Consider the following 19,211-nt stretch of genomic DNA (forward strand, 5'->3'; position numbering starts at 1 on the left):
TGCGCGGAATACCGTTCGGCTGGAGCCGCGTAGTGCCACCCGCCGAGAGGCGACCGGGCGCCTGGCACCAGGGAGGCCGGACCCATCGGGTCCGGCCTTCGTGGTTTCCCACCGTTTCCCACCGTTTCCGCGCCGTTGAGGCCCCGGACCCTTCCCCGAACGTCCTTGTCGCACGTCGAGGCATAGGCTCATCGGCGTGACCACTGCCGGCAGCACCGCGGCGAAGCACCACCTCGGTGTCCGGAAGCTCCTCGCGGTACCCGACTTCCGCAGGTTGCTGGCCTCGCGGCTGGCAGCCCAGTGGGGTGACGGCCTGTTCCAGGCCGGTCTCGCGGGCGCGGTCCTGTTCAACCCGGAGCGCCACGCCGACCCGCTCGCCGTCGCGGCCGGGTTCGCCGTGCTGCTGCTCCCGTACTCCGTGGTCGGGCCGTTCGCGGGCGCCCTGCTGGACCGGTGGGACCGCCGCCGGGTGCTGGTCGTGGCGAACCTCACGCGCGCGCTCTTCATCCTGCTCACCGCCGCGGCCGTCGGCGCCGGGCTGGAGGGCGTGCCGCTGTACGCCTCCGCCCTGTTCGTCACGGGGGTGAGCCGGTTCGTCGGCTCCGGCCTGTCCGCGTCCCTGCCGCACGTCGTCGACAGCGACCACCTGGTCGAGGCGAACGCGTTCGTCACCACGCTCGGCGCGTTGACCGCCGTGCTCGGCGCGGGCTGCGCGGTGGGGCTGCGGGCGATCCTGGGTTCGGGTGACGGCGGCTCGGCCTGGACCACGACGTTCGCCATCGCGGGCTCGCTCGGGGCCGCTTTCCTGGCGTCCCGCTTCGCGCGTGGCGTCCTCGGGCCGGACGAGGTGGACGAGCCCAGCCGGACCGTCACCGCCGTCGCCATGGGTCTGCTGGACGGCGCACGGGCCGCGTGGCGTGCGCCGAGCGTGGCCGCCGGCCTGCTGGCACTGCTCGCGCACCGGGCCGGGTTCGGCATGTCGCTGCTGCTCACGCTGCTGCTGATGCGCAACTCGTTCACCGACTACGGGCCGCTCAAGGCGGGCATGGCCGGGCTCGGCGAGGTGGCGATCGCGGGCGGCGCGGGCATCCTGCTGGCGGGACTGGTGACCGACCGGGTGGTGGACGTGCTCGGCCGGCGCGGCACGGTCTGCGGCGCGCTGCTGCTGGCCTCGGCGACCCAGCTCGGCCTGGGTCTGCCCATGCTGCTGCCCACCATCCTGGCCGCGTCGTTCTTCCTCACGTTCGCGGGTCAAGTGGTGAAGCTGTGCGTGGACGCGGCCGTGCAGGGCGACATCGGCGACGAGGTCCGCGGCCGGGTGTTCGCCCTGTACGACACGCTGTTCAACGTCACGCAGGTAGCCGCCGTCACCGCCGCGGCGGCCGTCGTCCCGCTGGACGGCCGGTCACCCGGCTTGGTGATCGCCGCGACGGTGTCGTACCTGCTCGGCCTGTTCGGCTACCTCATGCTGACCAAGAGGTCACCGCGGTAGCGGTAGTCGGATGATCCCGGTTTCGTGGGCGTAGACCACCGCGGCCATCCGGTCGCGCAGGTTCAGCGCCCGCAGGATCTCCGACACCACCGCCCCCACCTGGTGCTGGCTCAGCGCCAGCACCCTCGCTATCTCGTGATCGGCGAGCCCCCGTGCCAGGCAGCGCAACACCGCGCGTTGCCGGTCGGTCAACGCGTCCAACCCGTGTGCCCGGGTGCCCCCCTCGGACAGTCCCCAAGCATTCATACGACACCACCCCCAGTGCGCGTGTGACGCACACAGTCATGGTCCCGCAACAGGCTGTCACTGGCCAAGCCGTAAGTCCGAGATTGGTCGGTTGGTGTCAGTCACGAGGCGGCTCGACGCCTTCCTCGCGCGCCCACGCCAGCAGCTCGGCGACCGCCTCGTCGTGGTCCAGCGGACCGCGGTCCAGGCGCAGCTCCTTGAGGAACTTCCACGCCTTGCCGACCATCGGACCCGGCGGCAGGCCGAGCAGGCGCATGATCTCGTTGCCGTCGAGGTCCGGCCGGACCCGGTTCAGGTCCTCCTCGGCGGCGATCCGCTCGATCCGGCGCTCCAGGTCGTCGTACGTCCGCTGGAGCGCGTTGGCCTTCCGCTTGTTCCGGGTGGTGCAGTCGGCCCGGACCAGCTTGTGCAGCCGGGTCAGCAGGTGATCGGCGTCGGTGACGTACCGGCGCACCGCCGAGTCGGTCCACTCGCCGCTGCCGTAACCGTGGAACCGCAGGTGGAGGTACACGAGGTTGGCGACGTCCTCGACGATCTCCTTCGAGTACTTGAGGGCGCGCAAACGCTTGCGGACCATCTTCGCGCCGACCACCTCGTGGTGGTGGAACGACACACCGCCGCCCTCCTCGAACCGCCGGGTGTCCGGCTTGCCGATGTCGTGCAGCAGCGCGGCCAGCCGCAGGACCAGGTCCGGCTCGGGTCCGTCCTCCAAGTCGATGGCCTGGTCGAGCACGACCAGCGAGTGGTGGAACACGTCCTTGTGCTGGTGGTGCTCGTCGATCTCCAGCTTCATCGCGGGCAGTTCGGGCAGCACGACGTCGGCGAGCTTGGCCTCCACCATCAGCTCGACCCCCGCACGCGGGTACGCGCCGGTGAGCAGCTTGGACAGCTCGACCTGCACGCGTTCGGCGGTGATGCGGGACAGCTCGCCGGACATGGCCGCCATGGCGTCGAGGACGCGCGGCGCCACGGTGAAGCCGAGCTGGGACACGAACCGGGCCGCGCGCAGCATCCGCAGCGGGTCGTCGGAGAACGACTCCTGCGGCGTCGCGGGCGTGTCGAGCACCTTGGCCTTCAGCGCCGCGCGCCCGTCGGTCGGGTCGATGAGCTGTCGGTTGACCACGTCGTAGGCCATCGCGTTGACGGTGAAGTCACGCCGGACCAGGTCGCCCTCGATGGTGTCGCCGAACGTCACCTCGGGGTTGCGGGTCACGCCGTCGTAGGCGTCGGCGCGGAACGTGGTGATCTCGACGGTCTGCCCGTGCTTGGTCGCGCCGACCGTGCCGAACGCGATGCCGGTGTCCCAGATCGCGTCCGCCCAGCCCTTGACCAGCGCCATGATCTGCGGCGGGCGGGCGTCGGTGGTGAAGTCCAGGTCGCCGGAGAGCCTGCCGAGCATGGCGTCCCGCACGCTGCCGCCCACCAGGTAGAGGCGATGACCCGCCGCGGTGAAGCGGGCGGCCAGGTCTTCGGCGACGGGGAGGGCGCTCAACAGTTCCACCACGGCATTGTCCTGCCCAGCGGCGGTGGAGGTGACGGGTCCGGACACGAAGAGCCAGCCTACTGGTCTGGTCCGGGCCACCCGAACGAGTTGTCCGACAGGGCCGCACGCGCCGGGTCCCGGTGATCACTTGTCGCTACGGGGCTGTCACGTCCCGTAATGGCAGGTCGCCACTACCATCAGGGCATGCCCCAGTCGTCCGGTCGCTCCGGCGGTCCCAAGCCGAGGCGCCGGAACAGGCGTCGTGGCCGGCGGCTGAAGACGGTCGACGAGACGTCCGCGGGCGGATTGGTGCTGGACTTCGAGCAGCACGTCGCCGCGGTGATCGGGCGGCTGGACCGACGCGGCCGGTTGTTGTGGTCGCTGCCCAAGGGGCACATAGAAGCTGGTGAGACCGCGGAGCAGACCGCGGTGCGCGAAGTCGCCGAGGAGACCGGTATTCATAGCAGGGTGCTGCGACCGCTCGGCTCGATCGACTACTGGTTCGTGGCCGAGGACCGGCGGGTGCACAAGACCGTCCACCACTTCCTCCTGGAAGCGCTGGGCGGCGAGCTTTCCGACGAAGACGTGGAGGTCACCGAGGTGGCGTGGGTGCCCCTTGGCGAACTGGACGACCGGCTCGCCTACGCGGACGAGCGTCGACTGGTGCGCCGAGCCGCCGAACTGCTCTCCGAGTACCAGACGGACGGGGCGGAGTCGGCGTGAAACGGCTGCTGGCCGCACTCGCGGCGGCGGGGGTCCTCGTCGTGACGACGGGCGCCCCGGCGCCGGCCGCGCCCTACGACGGCGAGCGACTGCCCGTCAGACCGGCGCCCGCGACCCAGGTGTGGTCGACCAGGGCGCTGACCGGCCAACCGGGCCAGCAGTCGCAGGTCTTCCTGCGCTTGGACGTCGAGGAGATGACCCCCCGGGTGGTCACCGCGGCCGGTCCGGAGACGATCACCATCTCGGGCCAGGTTGTCAACGTCAGCGACCGGGCGATCAAGGACATCGAGCTGCGCCTGGAGCGCGGTGATCCGCTGACCATCGAGGACGACGTCCGCAAGGCGTTGCGCGAGCCGACCGACGCGGAGGTCGTGCAGCCGTACTTCACCCGGATCGCGGACCGCCTGGAGCGCAACGAGTCGAAGCCGTTCACGCTCACCGTCCCGCTGCGCGCCGGCGCCGACCCGACCGCGCTGCGGATCAGCGAGCCGGGCATCTACCCGATCCTGGCCAACATCAACGGCGTGCCCGACTACGGCGGTCGGGCCCGGCTGGCCGCGTTGAGCACCCTGCTCCCGGTGCTCGCGATGCCGGGCGGCACGGGGCCGAGCGTGCCCGCGAACCCCGCCAAGATCACCCTGTTGTGGCCGCTGGCCGACCGGCCGCGGCTCGTCTCCACCGGCCCGACCGTGCTCACCGACGACGAGCTGGCGGGCTCGATCGCCATGGGCGGTCGACTGTACGGCCTGCTCAAGGCGTACGAGTCGGCGCTGGCCAGCCCGCTGGGCGCGGGTGTCTGCCTGACCGTCGACCCGGACCTGCTGCGCACGGTCGCCGCCATGGGCGAGGGCTACGAGGTGCGCGGGCAGGGCGCGGGCAAGGGCGCCGGTGAGGCAGGGCTGTGGCTCGCCCAGCTGCGCCTGCTGGTCGCCGGACGCTGCGTGATCGCGTTGCCCGACGCGGACGCCGACCTGGTCGCCCTGTCCCGGGCCCAGCTCACCGAGCTGACCGACCTCGCGCTGGACGGCGCCGAGGTGGTCCGCCAGATCCTCGGCGTGCAGCCGACCCAGGGCCTGACCTGGCCCGAGGACGGCGTGCTCGACCAGCAGTCGCTCGCCTCCCTCACCGCGCAGGGCGTCACGTCGCTGGTGATCGACCAGGCGGCCGTCGCCGGCACGCCCGGCACCGGTCCCGTCCGGCTCGACGCCGCGGCCGATCGACCGGTCACGGCGGTGCGCGTAGACGGCATGGTGTCCGACGCGTTGCGCGGCGCGGCGGCGACCAGGCCGGTCGCGGGCGTGACCACGCCGAGCGAGACCAGGCCGGTGTCGGTGCAGAACGCGCTGGCCGCGCTGACCTTCCGGGCCGGCTTCCAGGACACCGGCCAGAACGTGGTCATCGCGCCGCCGCGTCGGTGGAACGCGCCGACCGGTGAGGTCCGCACGCTGCTCCAGACGACGAACTCGCTGATCGAAGGCGGGTTCGCCACCCCGACGGCGCTCGGATCGCTGCTGGAGCCCGCGCCGCAGCAGCCGGCGACGTTGAGCTACCCGGTCGAGTCGGGCGCGCGCGAGGTGCCGCCCACGGTGACCGCGGCGATCGGCGAGTCGTGGCGTCGGGTGCAGCAGCTGTCCGAGGCGATGCGGCAGGAGGACGCCGAGTCCGCCGCCCCGGCCGACCTGGTCGACCCGCTGCGGCTGGACCTGCTGCGCGCGGCGTCCGGGGCGTGGCGCGGTGACGAGGAGGGGGCGCGCGCGTCGTTGGCGATCGGCCGTGAGCGGATCGACGCGTTGCAGAGCCAGGTCTCGGTGACCGAGCCGAACAGCCCGATCCTGCTCGGCTCCGGCGACAGCCCGATCCCGCTGTCGATCAAGAACCGGCTGGACGTGCGGGTCACCGTGCGGATCGTGATCGAGGACACGCCGGGCATCGTGGCCAAGGAGTCGACCAACATCGAGCTGCCCGCGCGCGGCGACCGCCTGGTGCGGATCCCGGTCGAGGTGCAGCGGTCCGGGCGGTTCCCGGTGCACGTCAGGCTGGTCACGCCGAGCGGTGTGGAGCTGGGCGGGCGGGCCCGGCTGGAGGTGTCGTCCTCCGCGTACGGGACGATCACCGTCGTCATCACCTGCCTGGCCGGCGCCGCGTTGGTGCTGCTGTCCGCCCGGCGCATCTACCGTCGGGTCCGGGCGGCGAAGGCCGCCGCCGCGCAGGTGCCGGACGACGCCAGCGGGGTCACGCCGCCGGAGAGGTCGAGCACGAGTTGAGCGGAACGAGCACGGTGGCCCAGGAGCAAGAGCAGCAAGGCCCGTCGCTGGCACGTGCCAGCGGCTCCATGGCCATCGCCACCATCGTCAGCCGGGCCTCCGGCCTGCTGTCCAAGCTGCTGCTGATCACGATCCTCGGCATCAACGTGCTGAGCGACTCCTACAACGTCGCCTCCACGCTGCCGACGATGATCAACGAGCTGCTCCTCGGCGGCGTGCTGACCAGCGTGGCCATCCCGCTGCTGGTGCGCGCCGAGAAGGAGGACGGCGACGGCGGCGAGTCGTACGCCCAGTGGCTGATCACCATGTCGGCGGTGGTGCTGGGCATCGGCACGGTCATCGCGGTCGCGTGCGCGCCGCTGCTGACCGCGATGTTCATCGGCTCGTCGAAGGCCAACCCGGCGCTGGTCACCGCGTTCGCGTACCTGGTGCTGCCGGGGATCGTGTTCTACGGGCTGTCGGCGATGCTCAGCGCGATCCTGAACACCCGGCACGTGTTCGGCCTGCCCACGTGGGCGCCGGTGCTGAACAACGTCGTGGTGATCCTGACGCTCGGCGTGTACTGGCTGATGCCGGGGGAGATCTCGCTCGACCCGGTGCGGATGGGCGAGCCGAAGCTGCTGGTCCTCGGCCTCGGCACGATGCTCGGCGTCGGCGTGCAGGCTGCCGTGCTGCTGCCCGCGCTGCGGCGGACCGGATTCCGGTTCCGCTGGCGGTGGGGCTGGGACCGGCGGCTGTCGGAGTTCGGCGGCCTGGCGTTCTGGGTGCTGCTGTACGTGGCGCTCGGTTTCGTCAGCATGATGGTGTTGACCAGGGTCGCGACGAACGACGACGGCGCGATCACGGCGTACAACATGCAGTGGCTGATCGCCCAGGTGCCGTACGGCGTGCTCGGCGTGTCGCTGCTGACCGCGTTGATGCCGAAGATGAGCCGTGCCGCGGCGGCGAACGACAACGACTCGCTGGTCGGCGACCTGTCGTTCGGCAACCGGATGTCGGCGATCCTGCTGATGCCGTTCAGCGCGCTGATGACGGTCGCCGGCGTCTCGATCGGTCTGGCCTTGTTCTCGTTCGGCGAGTCGGGCCACGAGGGTGGCGAGTCGATCGGCACGGCGCTGGCGCTGTCCGCGTTCGGGCTGGTGCCCTACGCGATCACCCTGCTCCAGCTGCGGGTGTTCTACGCGATGAAGGACGCCCGGACGCCCACGCTCATCCAGGCGATCATCGTGGCGGTGCGGATCGCTCTGCTGTACGGGTTCCTGGCGTTCTCGCCGCCCGGGAAGCTCGCGGTCGGCGTGTCGATCGCGATGTCGCTCAGCTTCGTGGTCGGCGCGTTGGTGGGTCAGCTGTGGCTGCGCATCCGGCTCGGCCGACTGCGCACCGGTTACACAGCGTGGACGATCTGCCTCACGGTCGTGGCGTCCGCGATCGCGTTCGGAGCAGCCACCGGACTGGCGTGGCTCGCCGTCCGCGTACTGGGAATCGAGTCCCGCTTCGTGGGTGCGTGGGTGGAAGTCGCGATCCAGGCGATCGTCGGACTGCCGCTGACTTTCCTGTTGCTGGCCCTGTTCCGAGTACCCGAAGTAAAGCCGGCGGTCGCCAAGATCAGTCGTTTGGTGGGGCGGCGATGACCCCTGTGGCAAGCCTCTTTCACGTACCCTCGGCCCCGTGAGCAGCGGTCCGATCCAGAACACCTCGCTGGTGCCCGGCGGGGTGATCGGCGACGGCCGGTACCGGCTGCTGGCGCAGTCCGGTGTGGACCGCAGGTGCGACGCGCACCTGTGGCGGGCGCGGGACGGCCAGCTCAACCGGGACGTGGCGTTGACCATCCTGGTGGGCAGCGCGGCCGACCACGCCGCGGCGGCGCGGGCCAAGCGGACCGCGGAACGCGCGATGCACGCGGCCAGCTTCACCCATCCCGGTGTGTCCCGGGTGATCGACGTGCTGACTCCCGGTGCCGGGATCAAGCCCGAAGAGGGCATCCTCGCCGTGATCGTGGCCGAGTGGACCCAGGGCACCGATCTGATGGACCTGATCGCCGAGGGGCCGTTGCCGGCGGGTGCGGCGACGCGGCTGCTCGGTCCGTTGGGCGCGGCGATCGAGGGCGCGCACCACGCCGGTCTGGTGCTCGGCGCCGACCACCCGCACCGGATCCGCGTGACGTCCGACGGACGGCTGCGGTTGGCGTTCCCCGGTCCAAGGCCGGATGCGATCGCGCGGGACGACGTCAAGGGCCTGGGCGCGATCCTGTACCTGTTGCTGACCGGGAAGTGGGCGTTGCCGGACGGTCCGGACGGCGTGCCGGCCGCGCCGACGGGGCCGGACGGTTCGGTGCTCGCGCCGAGCGCGCTGCACCCGTACGTGCCGCACGAGCTGTCGTCGGTTGCCGTGCGGAGCCTGGAGGACACCAGCGTCGGCGGCATCCGGACGAGCGCCGCGATCCTCCAGGTGCTGGACCAGATCGCCCAGTCCGAGGCGCAGACCGCGCTGATCGAGCCGGTCCAGGACGACGGCGCGGTGTGGACCACGCAGCGGCCGGCGCACGACAAGGGCCGCAAGCGGAAGCTGCTGATCAGCGTGGCGGTGCTCGCGGTGGCGACGCTGGCCGTGATCGTCTGGCTGGGCATGCAGATCGTGAGCTTCTTCAGCGACGAGCCGGCCGGCAACGGCGGGCCGACGGTGGTGATCGGCCAGTCCAACCCGCCGGGCGAGAGCGGCCAACCCGCACCGCCCGCGCCCCAGCCGGCCGGTCCCGTGCAGCCCGCGTCGGTCGGCGTGTACGACGTGACCAACCAGCCGGACAACGCCAACCGGGCGAACCGCGCGGTCGACAACAACCCGACCACGGTGTGGCAGACGGAGAACTACTTCCAGCCGTTCCCGGCGTTGAAGCCGGGGATCGGGCTGATGGCGGGGTTCGCCGAGCCGGTGAAGCTCGCGTCGGTGACGATCACGTCGCCCAGCGCGGACACGATGGTGGAGATCCGGGTCGCCGGCGCACCGGGCGCGCCACTGACCGAGACCAAGGTCATCGCCACCGCGACCCTGTCCGCCGGCCAGACCCAGATCCAGCTGAACGACCACGACCCGACCCAGCACGTGCTGGTGTGGATCACGAAGCTCTCGGGCAGCGGCAAGAACAACAAGTCCGAGATAGCGGAACTCGTCTACACCCGCGCCCAATAAGCGCCGTGGGTCAGGTGCGGATCGCGTAGCTGCCCAGGGTCGGTTCGAGCAGGTCGAAGACGCGCTCCGCGGCACGGGTGACGGTGGCGGCGATGTGCGGGTTGTCGTGTCCCTCCACGGTCAGCCGCAGCGCCTCCCCGAACAGCAGCCGGTGCGCCGCGCCCAGCTGGGTGGCGACCGCCCTCGGCGTGATGTCGTCGGGCTCGGCGGCGGTTTCCGCGGTCAAGGTCGCGGCCAGGGCTTCCTCGCGCGTCTCGTGCAGTTCACGCAGGCGCGCGGTGAGGGTGGGGCTGTCCACGATCATCCGGGCGAACGGCTGACCCGAGAAGCCGATCACCGGGTCGTGCCCGGCCGCCGCGCGCATGAACGCCGCACGCAGCGCCGCCAACGCCGACTCGCCGACACCCCGCGCGGCCACCGTGCGGGCCAGGCCGGCGGTGAACTCCTCGTGCTGGTCGAGGGCCAGGTCCTCTTTGCGCGCGAAGTAGTTGGTCACGGTCTTCTTCGCCACCCGCGCGGCCTCCGCGATGTCGGCGATGGTCGTCTCCTCGAACCCCCGCTCGATGAACAGCCGGGTGGCGTGGTCGGAGATCAGCTGGCGCGTCTCCTGCTTCTTCAGCTCCCGAAGGCCGGGGTTTGTGCTGGTCATGGACCTACCCTGGCAGATTTTTACGTCGGAGGCAAACTTCTCCTTGACGTTTCGTAGTACGAGGCTATAATTACACTCGTAGCAAGCCACCACGGAGGAGAACACCTTGCGCCGAGAGCACCCAGGCCGTCGCCCGACCCGCGTCACCCACCAGCCGTTCCCCGGCAAGCAGCAGCCGACCAGGCCCACCCGGGCCACCGGCGTGCCGCGCCGTCGCTCGTACTGACCGACCCCACCCCAGGAGAAACCACTTGATCACCAGGTCCACGCTGTCCCTCAACGTCGACGACGTCACCGCGTCGAGCGACTTCTTCACCACCCATTTCGGCTACACGCAACAGATGGCGGCCGACGGCTTCGCCTCGCTGAGCCACGAGGGCGCGGTCGACATCGTCCTGCTGCGCCGGGGCGTCGAAGTGCTGCCCGAGGGCTTCCGCGACCAGCACGCGGCCGGTCTGATCGTCGCCTTCACCGTCGACGACCTCGCGGCGGAGCACGACCGGCTCCGCGCGGCGGGCGTCGAGATCACCATGCCGCTGCGCGAGGAGTCGTGGGGTGAGCGCCTGTTCCAGGTGACGGACCCGAACGGCGTCATCGTCCAGCTCGTCGAGTGGGCGAACTTGTGACGCGGGGTCGTGGCGGGCGGCTCCGGCGGGGTCGCCCGCCCACCGCGGAGCGGCGAATTCGACCTCGGTGAGGCGACCCCGCCCGCGACGCCGGAAGCGGACCCTTCCACCACAGCCGATAGGCTCCCCGGCGTGACCGCCGCAGCCAGCTCGGACGCAGACCTCATCGCGGCACACGCCGCGGGTGACCCACACGCCTTCTCCGAGCTCGTGCGCAGGCATCGGGATCGCATGTGGGCGGTCGCGCTGCGCACCCTGCGCGATCCCGAAGAGGCCGCGGACGCCCTGCAAGAGGCGTTCATCTCGGCCTTCCGGGCGGCGGGGAGCTTCCGCGCCGAGTCCCAGGTCACCACCTGGCTGCACCGAATAGTCGTGAACGCCTGCCTCGACCGGATGCGCAGGCGCCAGACCAGGCCGACGGTCCCGCTGCCCGAGGCAGGCCCTGGTGAGCCCGTCGCACCGAGGGACGCGATGGCCGAACGGGAGACCCGGCTGGTCGTCCAGGCCGCTCTCCTCGAACTTCCGGAGGAGCAGCGCGCCCCCATCGTGCTGGTCGACGTGGAGGGGTACTCCGTCGCCGAAACGGCCCAGCTCCTGGGTATCGCGGAGGGCACCGTGAAGTCGCGCTGCGCCCGCGGGAGGGCCAAGCTGGCCAAAGTTCTGGGTCACCTCCGGAACCGGAGTGCAGATGCGAACGTCCCAATGAACGATGTGCAGGTGCAACAGGGACGTCAGTTGGAGGAACGATGACCGGCAATGAGCGGCGTTCAGGGCCGCCGTGGTCCGTCGACCTGCTGGCTGATCTGCACGCGGGGGCTCTGGACCCGCGGGCCGAGGCCGAGCTTCGGCCACTGGTCGAGAACGACCCCGAGGCGCGGGAGATCCTGGCGGCACTCGACGCCACGCTGGAAGACCTGCACGACATGCCGCCGATCCCCATGCCGCGCCACGTGGCCGAACGGATCGACGCGGCGCTCGCCGAAGAGGCACGCCCGACCGCCCCGGTGATCGACTTCGCGCAGGCCAAGGCTCGCCGCAACAAGCGGCTCGGCTGGGGTGCGGGCTTCCTCGCCACGGCCGCGGTCGCCATCGGTGTCGCCGTGGTGGCGATCCCGAAGGACACGACCGCGGGTGACGGCGGCATGGCCCAGAAAGACGCGACGTCGACCCCGGTCACGGGCAGCGCGGCGCCGCCCGGCGATCGGATGCCGGCGGTGCGCGGCCAGAACTTCGGCCCGGTGATCGGCGACGTGCTCAAGGCGCAGAACTACGGCCCACTGGAGAACCAGGACCAGCTGGCCGGCTGCCTGCGCGGCGCGAACGTCACGGCGGGCAAGCCGCTCGGGGTCAGCCCGATCACGCTGGACGAGAAGCCGGCCGTGATGGCGATCCTGCCCGGTGGCTCGCCCGGCGCGTACCGGATCGTGGTGGTCGACCCGGCCACGTGCGGCCCGGACAACCCCGACGGCGTGCTGGCGAACAGCGTCATCAACCCGTAGTCCGGCTCGCCCCGGGACCCGTAGTCCAGCTCACCCCGGGACGCGGAATTACCGCGCCCTACGATCCGTTGTGCGAAGTGCCGGGCCGGGTTGATCCCGGCCCGCAAGCGACTAACGGAGGTCGAGGGTGTCGGACGTTCGGAACCTGATCGTCGTGGGATCGGGGCCCGCCGGGTACACCGCGGCGGTCTACGCCGCGCGGGCCCAGCTCGAACCGCTGGTGTTCGAGGGCTCGCAGTACGGCGGCGCGCTGATGACCACGACCGAAGTCGAGAACTACCCCGGTTTCCGCGACGGCATCATGGGCCCCGACCTCATGGAGCAGATGAGGGAGCAGGCCAAGCGCTTCGGCGGCGAGCTGCGCTCCGAGGACGTGGAGTCGGTGGAGCTCGACGGCCCGGTCAAGTACGTCACCGCCAACGGTCAGCGGTACGCCGCCCGCGCGGTCGTGCTGGCCATGGGCGCGGCGGCGCGCTACCTGCACGTCCCCGGTGAGCAGGAGCTGCTCGGCCGCGGCGTGTCGGCGTGCGCGACGTGCGACGGCTTCTTCTTCCGCGACCAGGACATCGCCGTGATCGGCGGCGGCGACTCGGCGATGGAGGAGGCGACGTTCCTGACCAAGTTCGCCCGGACCGTCACGATCATCCACCGCCGCGAGGAGTTCCGCGCCTCCAAGATCATGCTGGAGCGCGCGCGGAGCAACGAGAAGATCAAGTGGCTGCTGAACGCCGAGGTGGTCGAGGTGCTGGGCAGCGGTTCGGTGTCCGGCGTGACGACCCGCGACACGCGGACCGGCGACGTGACCGAGCACGCGTTCACCGGATTCTTCGTCGCCATCGGCCACGACCCGCGCAGTGAGCTGGTCAAGGGCCAGGTCGAGGTGGACGGCGAGGGTTACGTCCAGGTCGTCGGCCGGACGACGCACACGAACGTGGACGGCGTGTTCGCCGCGGGCGACCTCGTCGACCACACCTACCGCCAGGCGATCACCGCCGCCGGGTCGGGCTGCGCCGCCGCGATCGACGCGGAGCGCTGGCTCGCCGAACACGGGTCCGAAGAGGCCTCGATCGCGTCCGAGCACGTCGGCGGCGGCTACGGCGACCCCGTCTCCACCAGCTGAACCACTTCTTTCCCGAGGGAGAAACAACATGGCAGGGTCCACCGTGGTCACGTCCGCCAAGACGTTCGCCGAAGACGTGCTGACCAGCGAGAAGCCGGTTCTGGTCGACTTCTGGGCGACCTGGTGCGGCCCGTGCAAGATGGTCGCCCCGGTGCTGGAGGAGATCGCCGCCGAGCACGCCGAGAAGATCACCGTCGCCAAGCTCGACATCGACGCGAACCCGTCGATCGCGCGGGACTACCAGATCATGTCGGTGCCGACCCTGATCCTGTTCCAGGGTGGTGTCCCGGTGAAGCAGATCGTGGGCGCCAAGCCGAAGGCCGCGTTGCTGAAGGACCTCTCCGACGTCCTGTGAACGCGCAAGCCCGAGTGACCCGTCCGTCTTCCCGGAAGGCGGACGGGTCACTCGTTTGTGGACAGTTGACCACTCGCAGTAGCCCCGTCCCTGGCATCGGCGCGAGCAAGGCACAATAGGGCGTCAAGTTCGCGTCGACGGATGTCGGCGCCTTAGTGAGCGAGGGGTGCATGCCGCTACTCCGCCGCGGGGATTTCGGTCCGGACGTCGCCGAGGTCAGGGCAACGCTGACGAAGCTCGGTCTGCTGTCCGATCCGCAGCCGTCCCAGGTGTTCGACCTGCCGGTCGAGCATGCTGTGCGCGCGTTCCAGCAGCGGCGGGGTCTGATCACCGACGGTGTCGTCGGCCCGGCCACCTACCGCGCGCTGCGCGACGCGACTTACCGCCTCGGCGACCGGCCGTTGGCGTTCCTGATGGCGCAGCCGGTGACCGGTGACGACGTGTCGGCCCTCCAGGAGCGCCTGCTGGAGCTGGGTTACGACGCCGGGCGGGCCAACGGCGAGTTCGGTCACCAGACCGAGCTGGCCCTGCGGAGCTTCCAGCGTGACTACGGGCTGATCGTGGACGGCATGTGCGGTCCCGACACGGTGCGTGCGCTGCGCCAGTTGCAGCCCAAGGTGCGCGGCGGCCGGCCGGTGTTCCTGCGCGAGCAGGAGCGGGTGCGGCGGGCCGGGCCGAGGCTGTCCGGGAAGCGCATCATCATCGACCCGGGTCACGGCGGCGACGACCGCGGTGTCGAGGTCGACGGCGTGTCCGAGGCCGACGTCATGCTCGACCTGGGTCGGCTGCTCGAAGGCAAGATGGCCGCCACCGGGATGGAGGCCCTGCTCACGCGCGGGCCGAACAACAACCCGGACGAGGGCGAGCGGGCGCGGTTCGCGAACGAGGCGGGCGCCGACCTGATCCTGTCGCTGCACGCCGACCGCAACGCGTCGCCGTTGGCGTCCGGGGTGGCGACGTTCCACTTCGGGACGGGCAACGGCACGTCGTCCACGGTCGGTGAGGCGCTGGCCGGGTTCATCCAGCGGGAGATCGTGGCGCGGACCGGGATGCTGGACTGCCGGACGCACCCGAAGACGTGGGACATGCTCCGGATGACCCGCTGCACGGCGGTGCGCGTCGAGGTCGGCTACCTGACCAACGACGGCGACCGGCAGCGGCTGGCGAACCCGTCGTTCCGGGACGTGGTGGCCGAGGGCATCCTGGTCGCGGTGAAGCGGCTGTACCTGTTGGGCAAGGACGACCAGCCGACCGGCACGTTCACGCTGGACGACCTGCTGCGGCACGAAGTGGCCACCGGCAAGATCCGCTGACTTGACCACCGGTCAAGGTCGCGGCCGACGTGGTCCCTTGAGGTGGATTCTCGGCCTGAGCAGCACTTATGCGCTCAGGAAACGCTAGCTTCGGCCGCTATGGGACTGCGATCGACGCCGTTGCGGCTGACCACCGTGCGCACCAGGGAGTTGGGCGAGGAGCTTCGGCAGGCGAGGGTCCGGACCAGGGCACGAGCCGAGAAGGTGTCCCGGTCGCTGGGCTGGTCGGCGAGCAAGCTCAGCCGGATCGAGCACGGCGAGCGCGGCGTCGACGACCTGGACCTCGGTTCTCTCCTCGGCCAGCTGAATGTCGACATAGCGACCCGAGAGCGCATCCGGTTCCTGGCCGGCGAACGGGACCTCGGCAGCTTCCTGAGGTCCCACGACGGAACGCTCTCCGACAACCTGCTGAGCTTGATCATCCACGAGCGCGCCGCCCTGACCATGCACAAGTACGAGCCCATGGTGATCCCCGGCTTGCTGCAAACCGTCGACTACGCGCGAACGATGATCGAACTCAACGGTGTCGAAACCCCGGACGAGGTGCAACCGCTGGTCGAGGCGCGGATGAGGCGCCAGACTGTGCTGACCTCCCAGAACCCGCCGGGGGCGGTGTTCTACATCCATGAGGTCAGCCTGCTTCGCGGCGTCGGCGGCAACAAGGTCATGCACGACCAGGCGATGCGGTTGAGGTTCATGTGCGACTGGCCTCGGCTGGTCCTGCGAGTGATCCCGATGTCGGCGCCCGGCCACCCCGTGCTCGCCGCCGGGTTCAACCTGATGACCTTCGCGCGACCGGTGAAGCCGGTCGCCTACGCCGAAACAGACGTCGCCACCGTCTTCACCGAGGCTCCGGAGTCGATCAAGCACTACGAACGCAAGCGGAAGGTGCTCGCAAGCCTCGCTCTTGATGCGGAAGAATCGCGGTTCGTGTTCGCCCATTGGGCGGACTTCTACGACCTTCGAGAGGACCGCGATGTCGAAGGCTCCGACGTGGCGTAAGAGCAGCTACAGCACCGGCGGCCAGCAGGACTGCGTCGAGGTCGCCCACACCGAGCCGGGCGTGGCCGTCCGGGACTCGAAGAACACCGGCCCGACCCTGACGTTCCCTGAGAGCACCTGGCACGCGTTCCTCACTTGCCAGAACTTCTGAAAAAGTTCAGAATTGAGCCATGACGACCGAGGTGCAGTGGAGCCAGCTCCAGCGCGATCCCAAAAGCGTCGCCGCCCTCGCGGATGAAGGGGATGTCCGGGTCCGCCGCCGCGATGGCGCCGACCTGCTGTTGACACGTGAGGATCGTGTGCAGTCCGCTTCGGAGGGCTCGGTATCCGCGGCACGGGCGCTGAGGAACGTACTGGCGCACCTGCCGCACGACGTCGCCGCGAAGGCGTTGCTGGACGAGTTCCCCTGGGTCGACGTCCTTCCTGACAATGAGAAGGCCGAGTTCGTTGCGGATTTCGCGCGCGCGTTCCAGGCGTCCGCCGAACTCGGCGAGTGGTCGGTGTTGGCGCAGACCGTCCGGGAATGGCGGAGCACTGCGGCCATCCACGCGGATCCGGTCTTGGCCGCGCAGCTCACCGGCCCGGTGGACGACGACTTCGGGCCCGTCCCCGCCCCAACGGAAAGCTGAGGCATGCCCGCGAAACGTGGCGATCGTGTTGCGCCGCCTGGACGCCCCGGACACTGGGAAACGCGGTTCGCCACGTCGGAGGCGGCCAAGGGCTGGGAAGAGCTCTGCCAGTCCGCGCGGTCGAACACCTGGGAGGCGTGGGTCGTGCTGACCGAGCGCCCGATCACGCCGGAGAACCCGGCTCGACAACACCGACTCAAAGGCGGGTACGCCACCCGAGAGGTCCGTGGACGGATGCTCGTCCAGTGGCAGTACGAAGTCACCGCTGGAGGGCGAATCTGGTACTGCCCTGACCAGGAGAACCGCATCGTCTGGGTCATGGCGGCGGGTACCGGGCACCCGAAGGCGACCGAATAGGTCGGCTACCAGTCCGCCAGCACGTCGAGCACGTCGGCGACCGCGTCCTCGTCGTCCGAACGGTTCTGTGCGCGCAGGTCGAGCATGAGATCGGTCAGCTCGTCGACCAGGCGTTCCGCCGGGACGCCCTCGGCCTGCCACCCGTCGAGCAGTGTGCGAATCTTCTCGAAGTCCCGCGATCCCTCGATGATCGCGAGTACCTTGCGCTGGATCTCCACCCCCATGTCCACAAGTCGATCTTATTGGCCGGCGCCCGCCGGTGAGGAGCACGATGGAGTTCTACCGCCTCGATCCCGAGGTCGCCGGCGCGTTGGACGAAGGGACCGTCATCGACGCCGCGGCACACCCGCCGCGCATCGAAGCGGTGCACTACGAGATCAGTGACTGGTCCGGCGACGACCTCATCGAAGCGTTCCCGGTGTACCTCGTCACCGACGACCTGGCCGACGTGCTGGTCGACAGCGGTCTCGACGCGTTCCGGATCCGCCGGGCCACGGTGACGCTCTCCGAAGAGGCACAGGAGCTGCTGGACGGCAAGGAGCTGCCGACCTTCCACTGGCTCGAAGTGACCGGTCAGGCCGGCGTGGACGACCTCGGCGTCACCGACCAGGGTCAGCTCATCGTGAGCGAGCAGGCGCTCGAACTCATCCAGGCCGGCACGTTGGAGAACTGCGAAGTCGACCGCTTCTAAACGCCGTAAGACCCGCCGAGGCGCTCAGCCCACGGGCGCCTTCCACGGGATTCCCGGCAGCACGTGCCCGGTCTCCAGCAGCGACTTCAGGTTCGACAGCACCGCCGCCCAGCCGGACGCCGCCTGCGCGCTCTCCGCCTCGGCCAGCCCGGCGTGCGTCACGGTCAGCCGCACGATCGCCCCGTGCGGCTCGACGCGGAACGTCACGGTGGACGTCGCCGACGGCTCGGCCGGGTCGGCCCACGTGACCACCAGGCGGCGCGGCGGGTCGGCCTCGACGACCTCGCCCACCACGTCGTCCACCTCCGACCCGTCGACGCGCCGGTGCGACCACGTCGAGCCGACCTGCCAGTCGGAGATGTTGCGCCGCCCCCAGTACTCGGCCGTCACATCGGCGTCGGTCAACGCCTCCCACACCCGCTCGGGCGTGCTCTCGATGTACGTCACGTACACGAAATCCGGCTTCACCGGTTCCTCCGCTCGTCGTTTCACGTCACTGAGCAGCCTCAACCGGGGCCGCTCGAACTTGTCGATCCACCGCTCCTGCACCTCGTGCAGCGGCACGGGGTTGAGGTAGTGCAACTTCTCCCGGCCACGGCGGACCGTGGTGACCAGGTTCGCCGCCTCCAGCACGCCCAGGTGCTGGGTGAGCGACTGCCTGGTCATGCCGACGCGCGCGCACAGCTCGCCAAGCGTTTGCCCGTTCTCCTCGTGGAGCCGGTCCAGCAGGTAGCGGCGGGTGTCGTCGGCCAGGGCTTTGAAGACCTTGTCCACGCCCCACCTTATGCAGGTATTTACCTGCACGTCAACGCACGCCGATAAACCCGCAGGTCAGAGCGGAAATCACACGGGTCGGAAGCTCGGCTCCGCGGTGGAAACAGTCACCGAGTTGAGCAGCTGCTCCAGCGCCGCCTCCACGTCTTCCTTCCAGGAGGACGCGCTGCGCAGCTCGAGCCGCAACCGCGGCCAGCGGGGGTGGGGACGGACCGTCTTGAAGCCCACCTGCAACAGGAAGTCGGCCGGCGTGACGCAACACTGAGGGCCTTCGTCCGGCCGGTTGTCGCCGAACGCCTCGATCGCCTTCACGCCACGCCTGGTGAGGTCCTTCGCCACCGTCTGCACCAGCACCCGGCCGAGGCCGCCGCCGCGGAACTCCGGCAGCACCTCCACGCCCGTCATCAGCACCGCGTCGGCGCTGGCCGGTGACGTGGGGAACGCCAACGAACGGGGCACGGCCGCCGGCGGCGCGTAGAAGGCGGAACCGGCGGGTATCCCGTCGACGTAGATGATCCGGCCGCAGGAGCCCCACTCCAGCAGCACGCTGGAGACCCAGGCTTCCTTCTCGAACTCGGTGTCCCCGAACTCCTCGGCCTGCTCCTTCAGGTGCGGCGCGAGCTCCCAGAACACACACGTCCGCGCATGTTTGGACAGGTGCTCCAGGTTGTCCAAGGTGACGCCCACAACACGACGCGACACCCCGACCTCCAAGCCCCCGGATACATCCCCTCACGAGGATAGGCGGATGTGACCCCCGCCCGGAAGGCAGATGCCCCGAACGGGACGGCCGTTACACTCG

At 70.2% G+C, this 19,211-nt stretch carries 22 protein-coding genes; 16 read left to right on the forward strand and 6 right to left on the reverse strand.

Translation table 11 applies throughout. The features are described 5' to 3' along the window. Positions 1–196: 196 nt before the first annotated feature. A complete protein-coding gene (locus tag F4560_RS32285; RefSeq protein WP_184926586.1) occupies positions 197–1,492 on the forward strand; it encodes an MFS transporter in 1,296 nt (431 codons plus the stop codon). On the opposite strand, the gene F4560_RS32290 is transcribed toward F4560_RS32285, so the two are convergent. Continuing rightward, complete coding sequence (locus F4560_RS32290) at positions 1,481–1,738, reverse strand: response regulator transcription factor (RefSeq protein WP_184926588.1); 258 nt, start codon at positions 1,736–1,738, stop codon at positions 1,481–1,483. The genes F4560_RS32285 and F4560_RS32290 overlap by 12 nt on opposite strands. A gap of 97 nt (positions 1,739–1,835) precedes the next feature. Continuing rightward, a complete protein-coding gene (locus tag F4560_RS32295) occupies positions 1,836–3,287 on the reverse strand; it encodes a CCA tRNA nucleotidyltransferase (protein ID WP_184926590.1) in 1,452 nt (483 codons plus the stop codon). A gap of 138 nt (positions 3,288–3,425) precedes the next feature. Here F4560_RS32295 and F4560_RS32300 point away from each other — a divergent pair, with 138 nt between their 5' ends. The 4 genes from F4560_RS32300 to F4560_RS32315 are packed head-to-tail and all read left to right on the forward strand — an operon-like array spanning position 3,426 to position 9,394. Further along, positions 3,426–3,944: an NUDIX hydrolase gene (locus tag F4560_RS32300; protein ID WP_033436306.1), complete on the forward strand. Its 519-nt coding sequence runs from the start codon at positions 3,426–3,428 to the stop codon at positions 3,942–3,944. Next, positions 3,941–6,208 (forward strand): DUF6049 family protein, encoded by a 2,268-nt coding sequence (locus F4560_RS32305; protein ID WP_184926592.1) that lies wholly within the window; start codon positions 3,941–3,943, stop codon positions 6,206–6,208. The genes F4560_RS32300 and F4560_RS32305 overlap by 4 nt, the downstream gene beginning before the upstream one ends. A gap of 14 nt (positions 6,209–6,222) precedes the next feature. Continuing rightward, positions 6,223–7,839 carry a murein biosynthesis integral membrane protein MurJ gene (gene murJ / locus F4560_RS32310; protein WP_312869609.1) on the forward strand — a complete coding sequence of 539 codons (1,617 nt, stop codon included), beginning with the start codon at positions 6,223–6,225 and terminating at the stop codon, positions 7,837–7,839. 37 nt (positions 7,840–7,876) lie between these two features. Next, positions 7,877–9,394, forward strand: coding sequence for a protein kinase family protein (locus F4560_RS32315; RefSeq protein ID WP_184926596.1), 1,518 nt, complete (start codon positions 7,877–7,879; stop codon positions 9,392–9,394). 10 nt (positions 9,395–9,404) lie between these two features. On the opposite strand, the gene F4560_RS32320 is transcribed toward F4560_RS32315, so the two are convergent. Beyond that, positions 9,405–10,043, reverse strand: coding sequence for a TetR/AcrR family transcriptional regulator (locus F4560_RS32320; RefSeq protein WP_184926598.1), 639 nt, complete (start codon positions 10,041–10,043; stop codon positions 9,405–9,407). Positions 10,044–10,294: 251 nt separating this feature from the next. On the opposite strand from F4560_RS32320, the gene F4560_RS32325 reads away from it, so the two are divergent. From F4560_RS32325 to F4560_RS32370, 10 genes are all read left to right on the forward strand, one after another. Next, a complete protein-coding gene (locus tag F4560_RS32325; RefSeq protein WP_184926600.1) occupies positions 10,295–10,669 on the forward strand; it encodes a VOC family protein in 375 nt (124 codons plus the stop codon). Between the two features lie 132 nt (positions 10,670–10,801). Next, the gene (gene sigM / locus F4560_RS32330; protein ID WP_184926602.1) at positions 10,802–11,419 is read left to right on the forward strand and encodes an RNA polymerase sigma factor SigM; all 618 of its coding nucleotides are present in this window, start codon (positions 10,802–10,804) and stop codon (positions 11,417–11,419) included. Continuing rightward, the gene (locus tag F4560_RS32335; protein ID WP_184926604.1) at positions 11,416–12,168 is read left to right on the forward strand and encodes an RsmA family anti-sigma factor; all 753 of its coding nucleotides are present in this window, start codon (positions 11,416–11,418) and stop codon (positions 12,166–12,168) included. The genes sigM and F4560_RS32335 overlap by 4 nt, the downstream gene beginning before the upstream one ends. A gap of 127 nt (positions 12,169–12,295) precedes the next feature. After that, positions 12,296–13,288, forward strand: coding sequence for a thioredoxin-disulfide reductase (gene trxB / locus F4560_RS32340; RefSeq protein WP_184926606.1), 993 nt, complete (start codon positions 12,296–12,298; stop codon positions 13,286–13,288). Between the two features lie 28 nt (positions 13,289–13,316). Continuing rightward, a complete protein-coding gene (gene trxA / locus F4560_RS32345; RefSeq protein ID WP_184926608.1) occupies positions 13,317–13,643 on the forward strand; it encodes a thioredoxin in 327 nt (108 codons plus the stop codon). A gap of 170 nt (positions 13,644–13,813) precedes the next feature. Then, complete coding sequence (locus F4560_RS32350; protein WP_184926610.1) at positions 13,814–14,956, forward strand: N-acetylmuramoyl-L-alanine amidase; 1,143 nt, start codon at positions 13,814–13,816, stop codon at positions 14,954–14,956. A 99-nt stretch (positions 14,957–15,055) separates the two neighbouring features. Beyond that, positions 15,056–15,958: a helix-turn-helix domain-containing protein gene (locus F4560_RS32355; protein ID WP_184926612.1), complete on the forward strand. Its 903-nt coding sequence runs from the start codon at positions 15,056–15,058 to the stop codon at positions 15,956–15,958. Next, entirely contained in the window at positions 15,933–16,109 is a 177-nt protein-coding gene (locus F4560_RS32360) for a DUF397 domain-containing protein (RefSeq protein ID WP_184926614.1), read from the forward strand. Before F4560_RS32355 ends, F4560_RS32360 begins: the two co-directional genes overlap by 26 nt. Before the next feature lie 19 nt (positions 16,110–16,128). Next, positions 16,129–16,587: a prevent-host-death family protein gene (locus F4560_RS32365; RefSeq protein WP_184926616.1), complete on the forward strand. Its 459-nt coding sequence runs from the start codon at positions 16,129–16,131 to the stop codon at positions 16,585–16,587. Between the two features lie 3 nt (positions 16,588–16,590). Beyond that, complete coding sequence (locus F4560_RS32370; protein WP_184926618.1) at positions 16,591–16,944, forward strand: hypothetical protein; 354 nt, start codon at positions 16,591–16,593, stop codon at positions 16,942–16,944. A 5-nt stretch (positions 16,945–16,949) separates the two neighbouring features. Here F4560_RS32370 and F4560_RS32375 read toward each other — a convergent pair whose 3' ends face one another. Next, positions 16,950–17,168 carry a hypothetical protein gene (locus F4560_RS32375; RefSeq protein ID WP_184926620.1) on the reverse strand — a complete coding sequence of 73 codons (219 nt, stop codon included), beginning with the start codon at positions 17,166–17,168 and terminating at the stop codon, positions 16,950–16,952. Between the two features lie 47 nt (positions 17,169–17,215). Here F4560_RS32375 and F4560_RS32380 point away from each other — a divergent pair, with 47 nt between their 5' ends. Beyond that, entirely contained in the window at positions 17,216–17,635 is a 420-nt protein-coding gene (locus F4560_RS32380; protein WP_184926622.1) for a hypothetical protein, read from the forward strand. 24 nt (positions 17,636–17,659) lie between these two features. Here the strand turns inward: F4560_RS32380 and F4560_RS32385 are convergent, their stop codons facing one another. Both F4560_RS32385 and F4560_RS32390 read right to left on the reverse strand, forming a co-directional pair. Then, a complete protein-coding gene (locus tag F4560_RS32385; RefSeq protein ID WP_184926624.1) occupies positions 17,660–18,409 on the reverse strand; it encodes an ArsR/SmtB family transcription factor in 750 nt (249 codons plus the stop codon). 69 nt (positions 18,410–18,478) lie between these two features. Then, positions 18,479–19,111 carry a GNAT family N-acetyltransferase gene (locus F4560_RS32390; RefSeq protein WP_184926626.1) on the reverse strand — a complete coding sequence of 211 codons (633 nt, stop codon included), beginning with the start codon at positions 19,109–19,111 and terminating at the stop codon, positions 18,479–18,481. Positions 19,112–19,211: the final 100 nt, after the last annotated feature.

Origin of the sequence: Saccharothrix ecbatanensis (genome assembly GCF_014205015.1) — a bacterium.
GTDB classification, from domain to species: Bacteria; Actinomycetota; Actinomycetes; order Mycobacteriales; family Pseudonocardiaceae; genus Actinosynnema; species Actinosynnema ecbatanense.

Excerpts from the sequence above, each read along its gene's own strand:
- F4560_RS32375 (WP_184926620.1), bottom strand. The coding sequence starts at position 17,168 with ATGGGGGTGGAGATCCAGCGCAAGGTACTCGCGATCATCGAGGGATCG.
- F4560_RS32370 (WP_184926618.1), top strand. The coding sequence starts at position 16,591 with ATGCCCGCGAAACGTGGCGATCGTGTTGCGCCGCCTGGACGCCCCGGA.
- F4560_RS32290 (WP_184926588.1), bottom strand. The coding sequence starts at position 1,738 with ATGAATGCTTGGGGACTGTCCGAGGGGGGCACCCGGGCACACGGGTTG.
- F4560_RS32300 (WP_033436306.1), top strand. The coding sequence starts at position 3,426 with ATGCCCCAGTCGTCCGGTCGCTCCGGCGGTCCCAAGCCGAGGCGCCGG.
- F4560_RS32360 (WP_184926614.1), top strand. The coding sequence starts at position 15,933 with ATGTCGAAGGCTCCGACGTGGCGTAAGAGCAGCTACAGCACCGGCGGC.
- F4560_RS32355 (WP_184926612.1), top strand. The coding sequence starts at position 15,056 with ATGGGACTGCGATCGACGCCGTTGCGGCTGACCACCGTGCGCACCAGG.
- F4560_RS32335 (WP_184926604.1), top strand. The coding sequence starts at position 11,416 with ATGACCGGCAATGAGCGGCGTTCAGGGCCGCCGTGGTCCGTCGACCTG.
- F4560_RS32350 (WP_184926610.1), top strand. The coding sequence starts at position 13,814 with ATGCCGCTACTCCGCCGCGGGGATTTCGGTCCGGACGTCGCCGAGGTC.
- F4560_RS32365 (WP_184926616.1), top strand. The coding sequence starts at position 16,129 with ATGACGACCGAGGTGCAGTGGAGCCAGCTCCAGCGCGATCCCAAAAGC.
- F4560_RS32380 (WP_184926622.1), top strand. The coding sequence starts at position 17,216 with ATGGAGTTCTACCGCCTCGATCCCGAGGTCGCCGGCGCGTTGGACGAA.
- F4560_RS32320 (WP_184926598.1), bottom strand. The coding sequence starts at position 10,043 with ATGACCAGCACAAACCCCGGCCTTCGGGAGCTGAAGAAGCAGGAGACG.
- trxA (WP_184926608.1), top strand. The coding sequence starts at position 13,317 with ATGGCAGGGTCCACCGTGGTCACGTCCGCCAAGACGTTCGCCGAAGAC.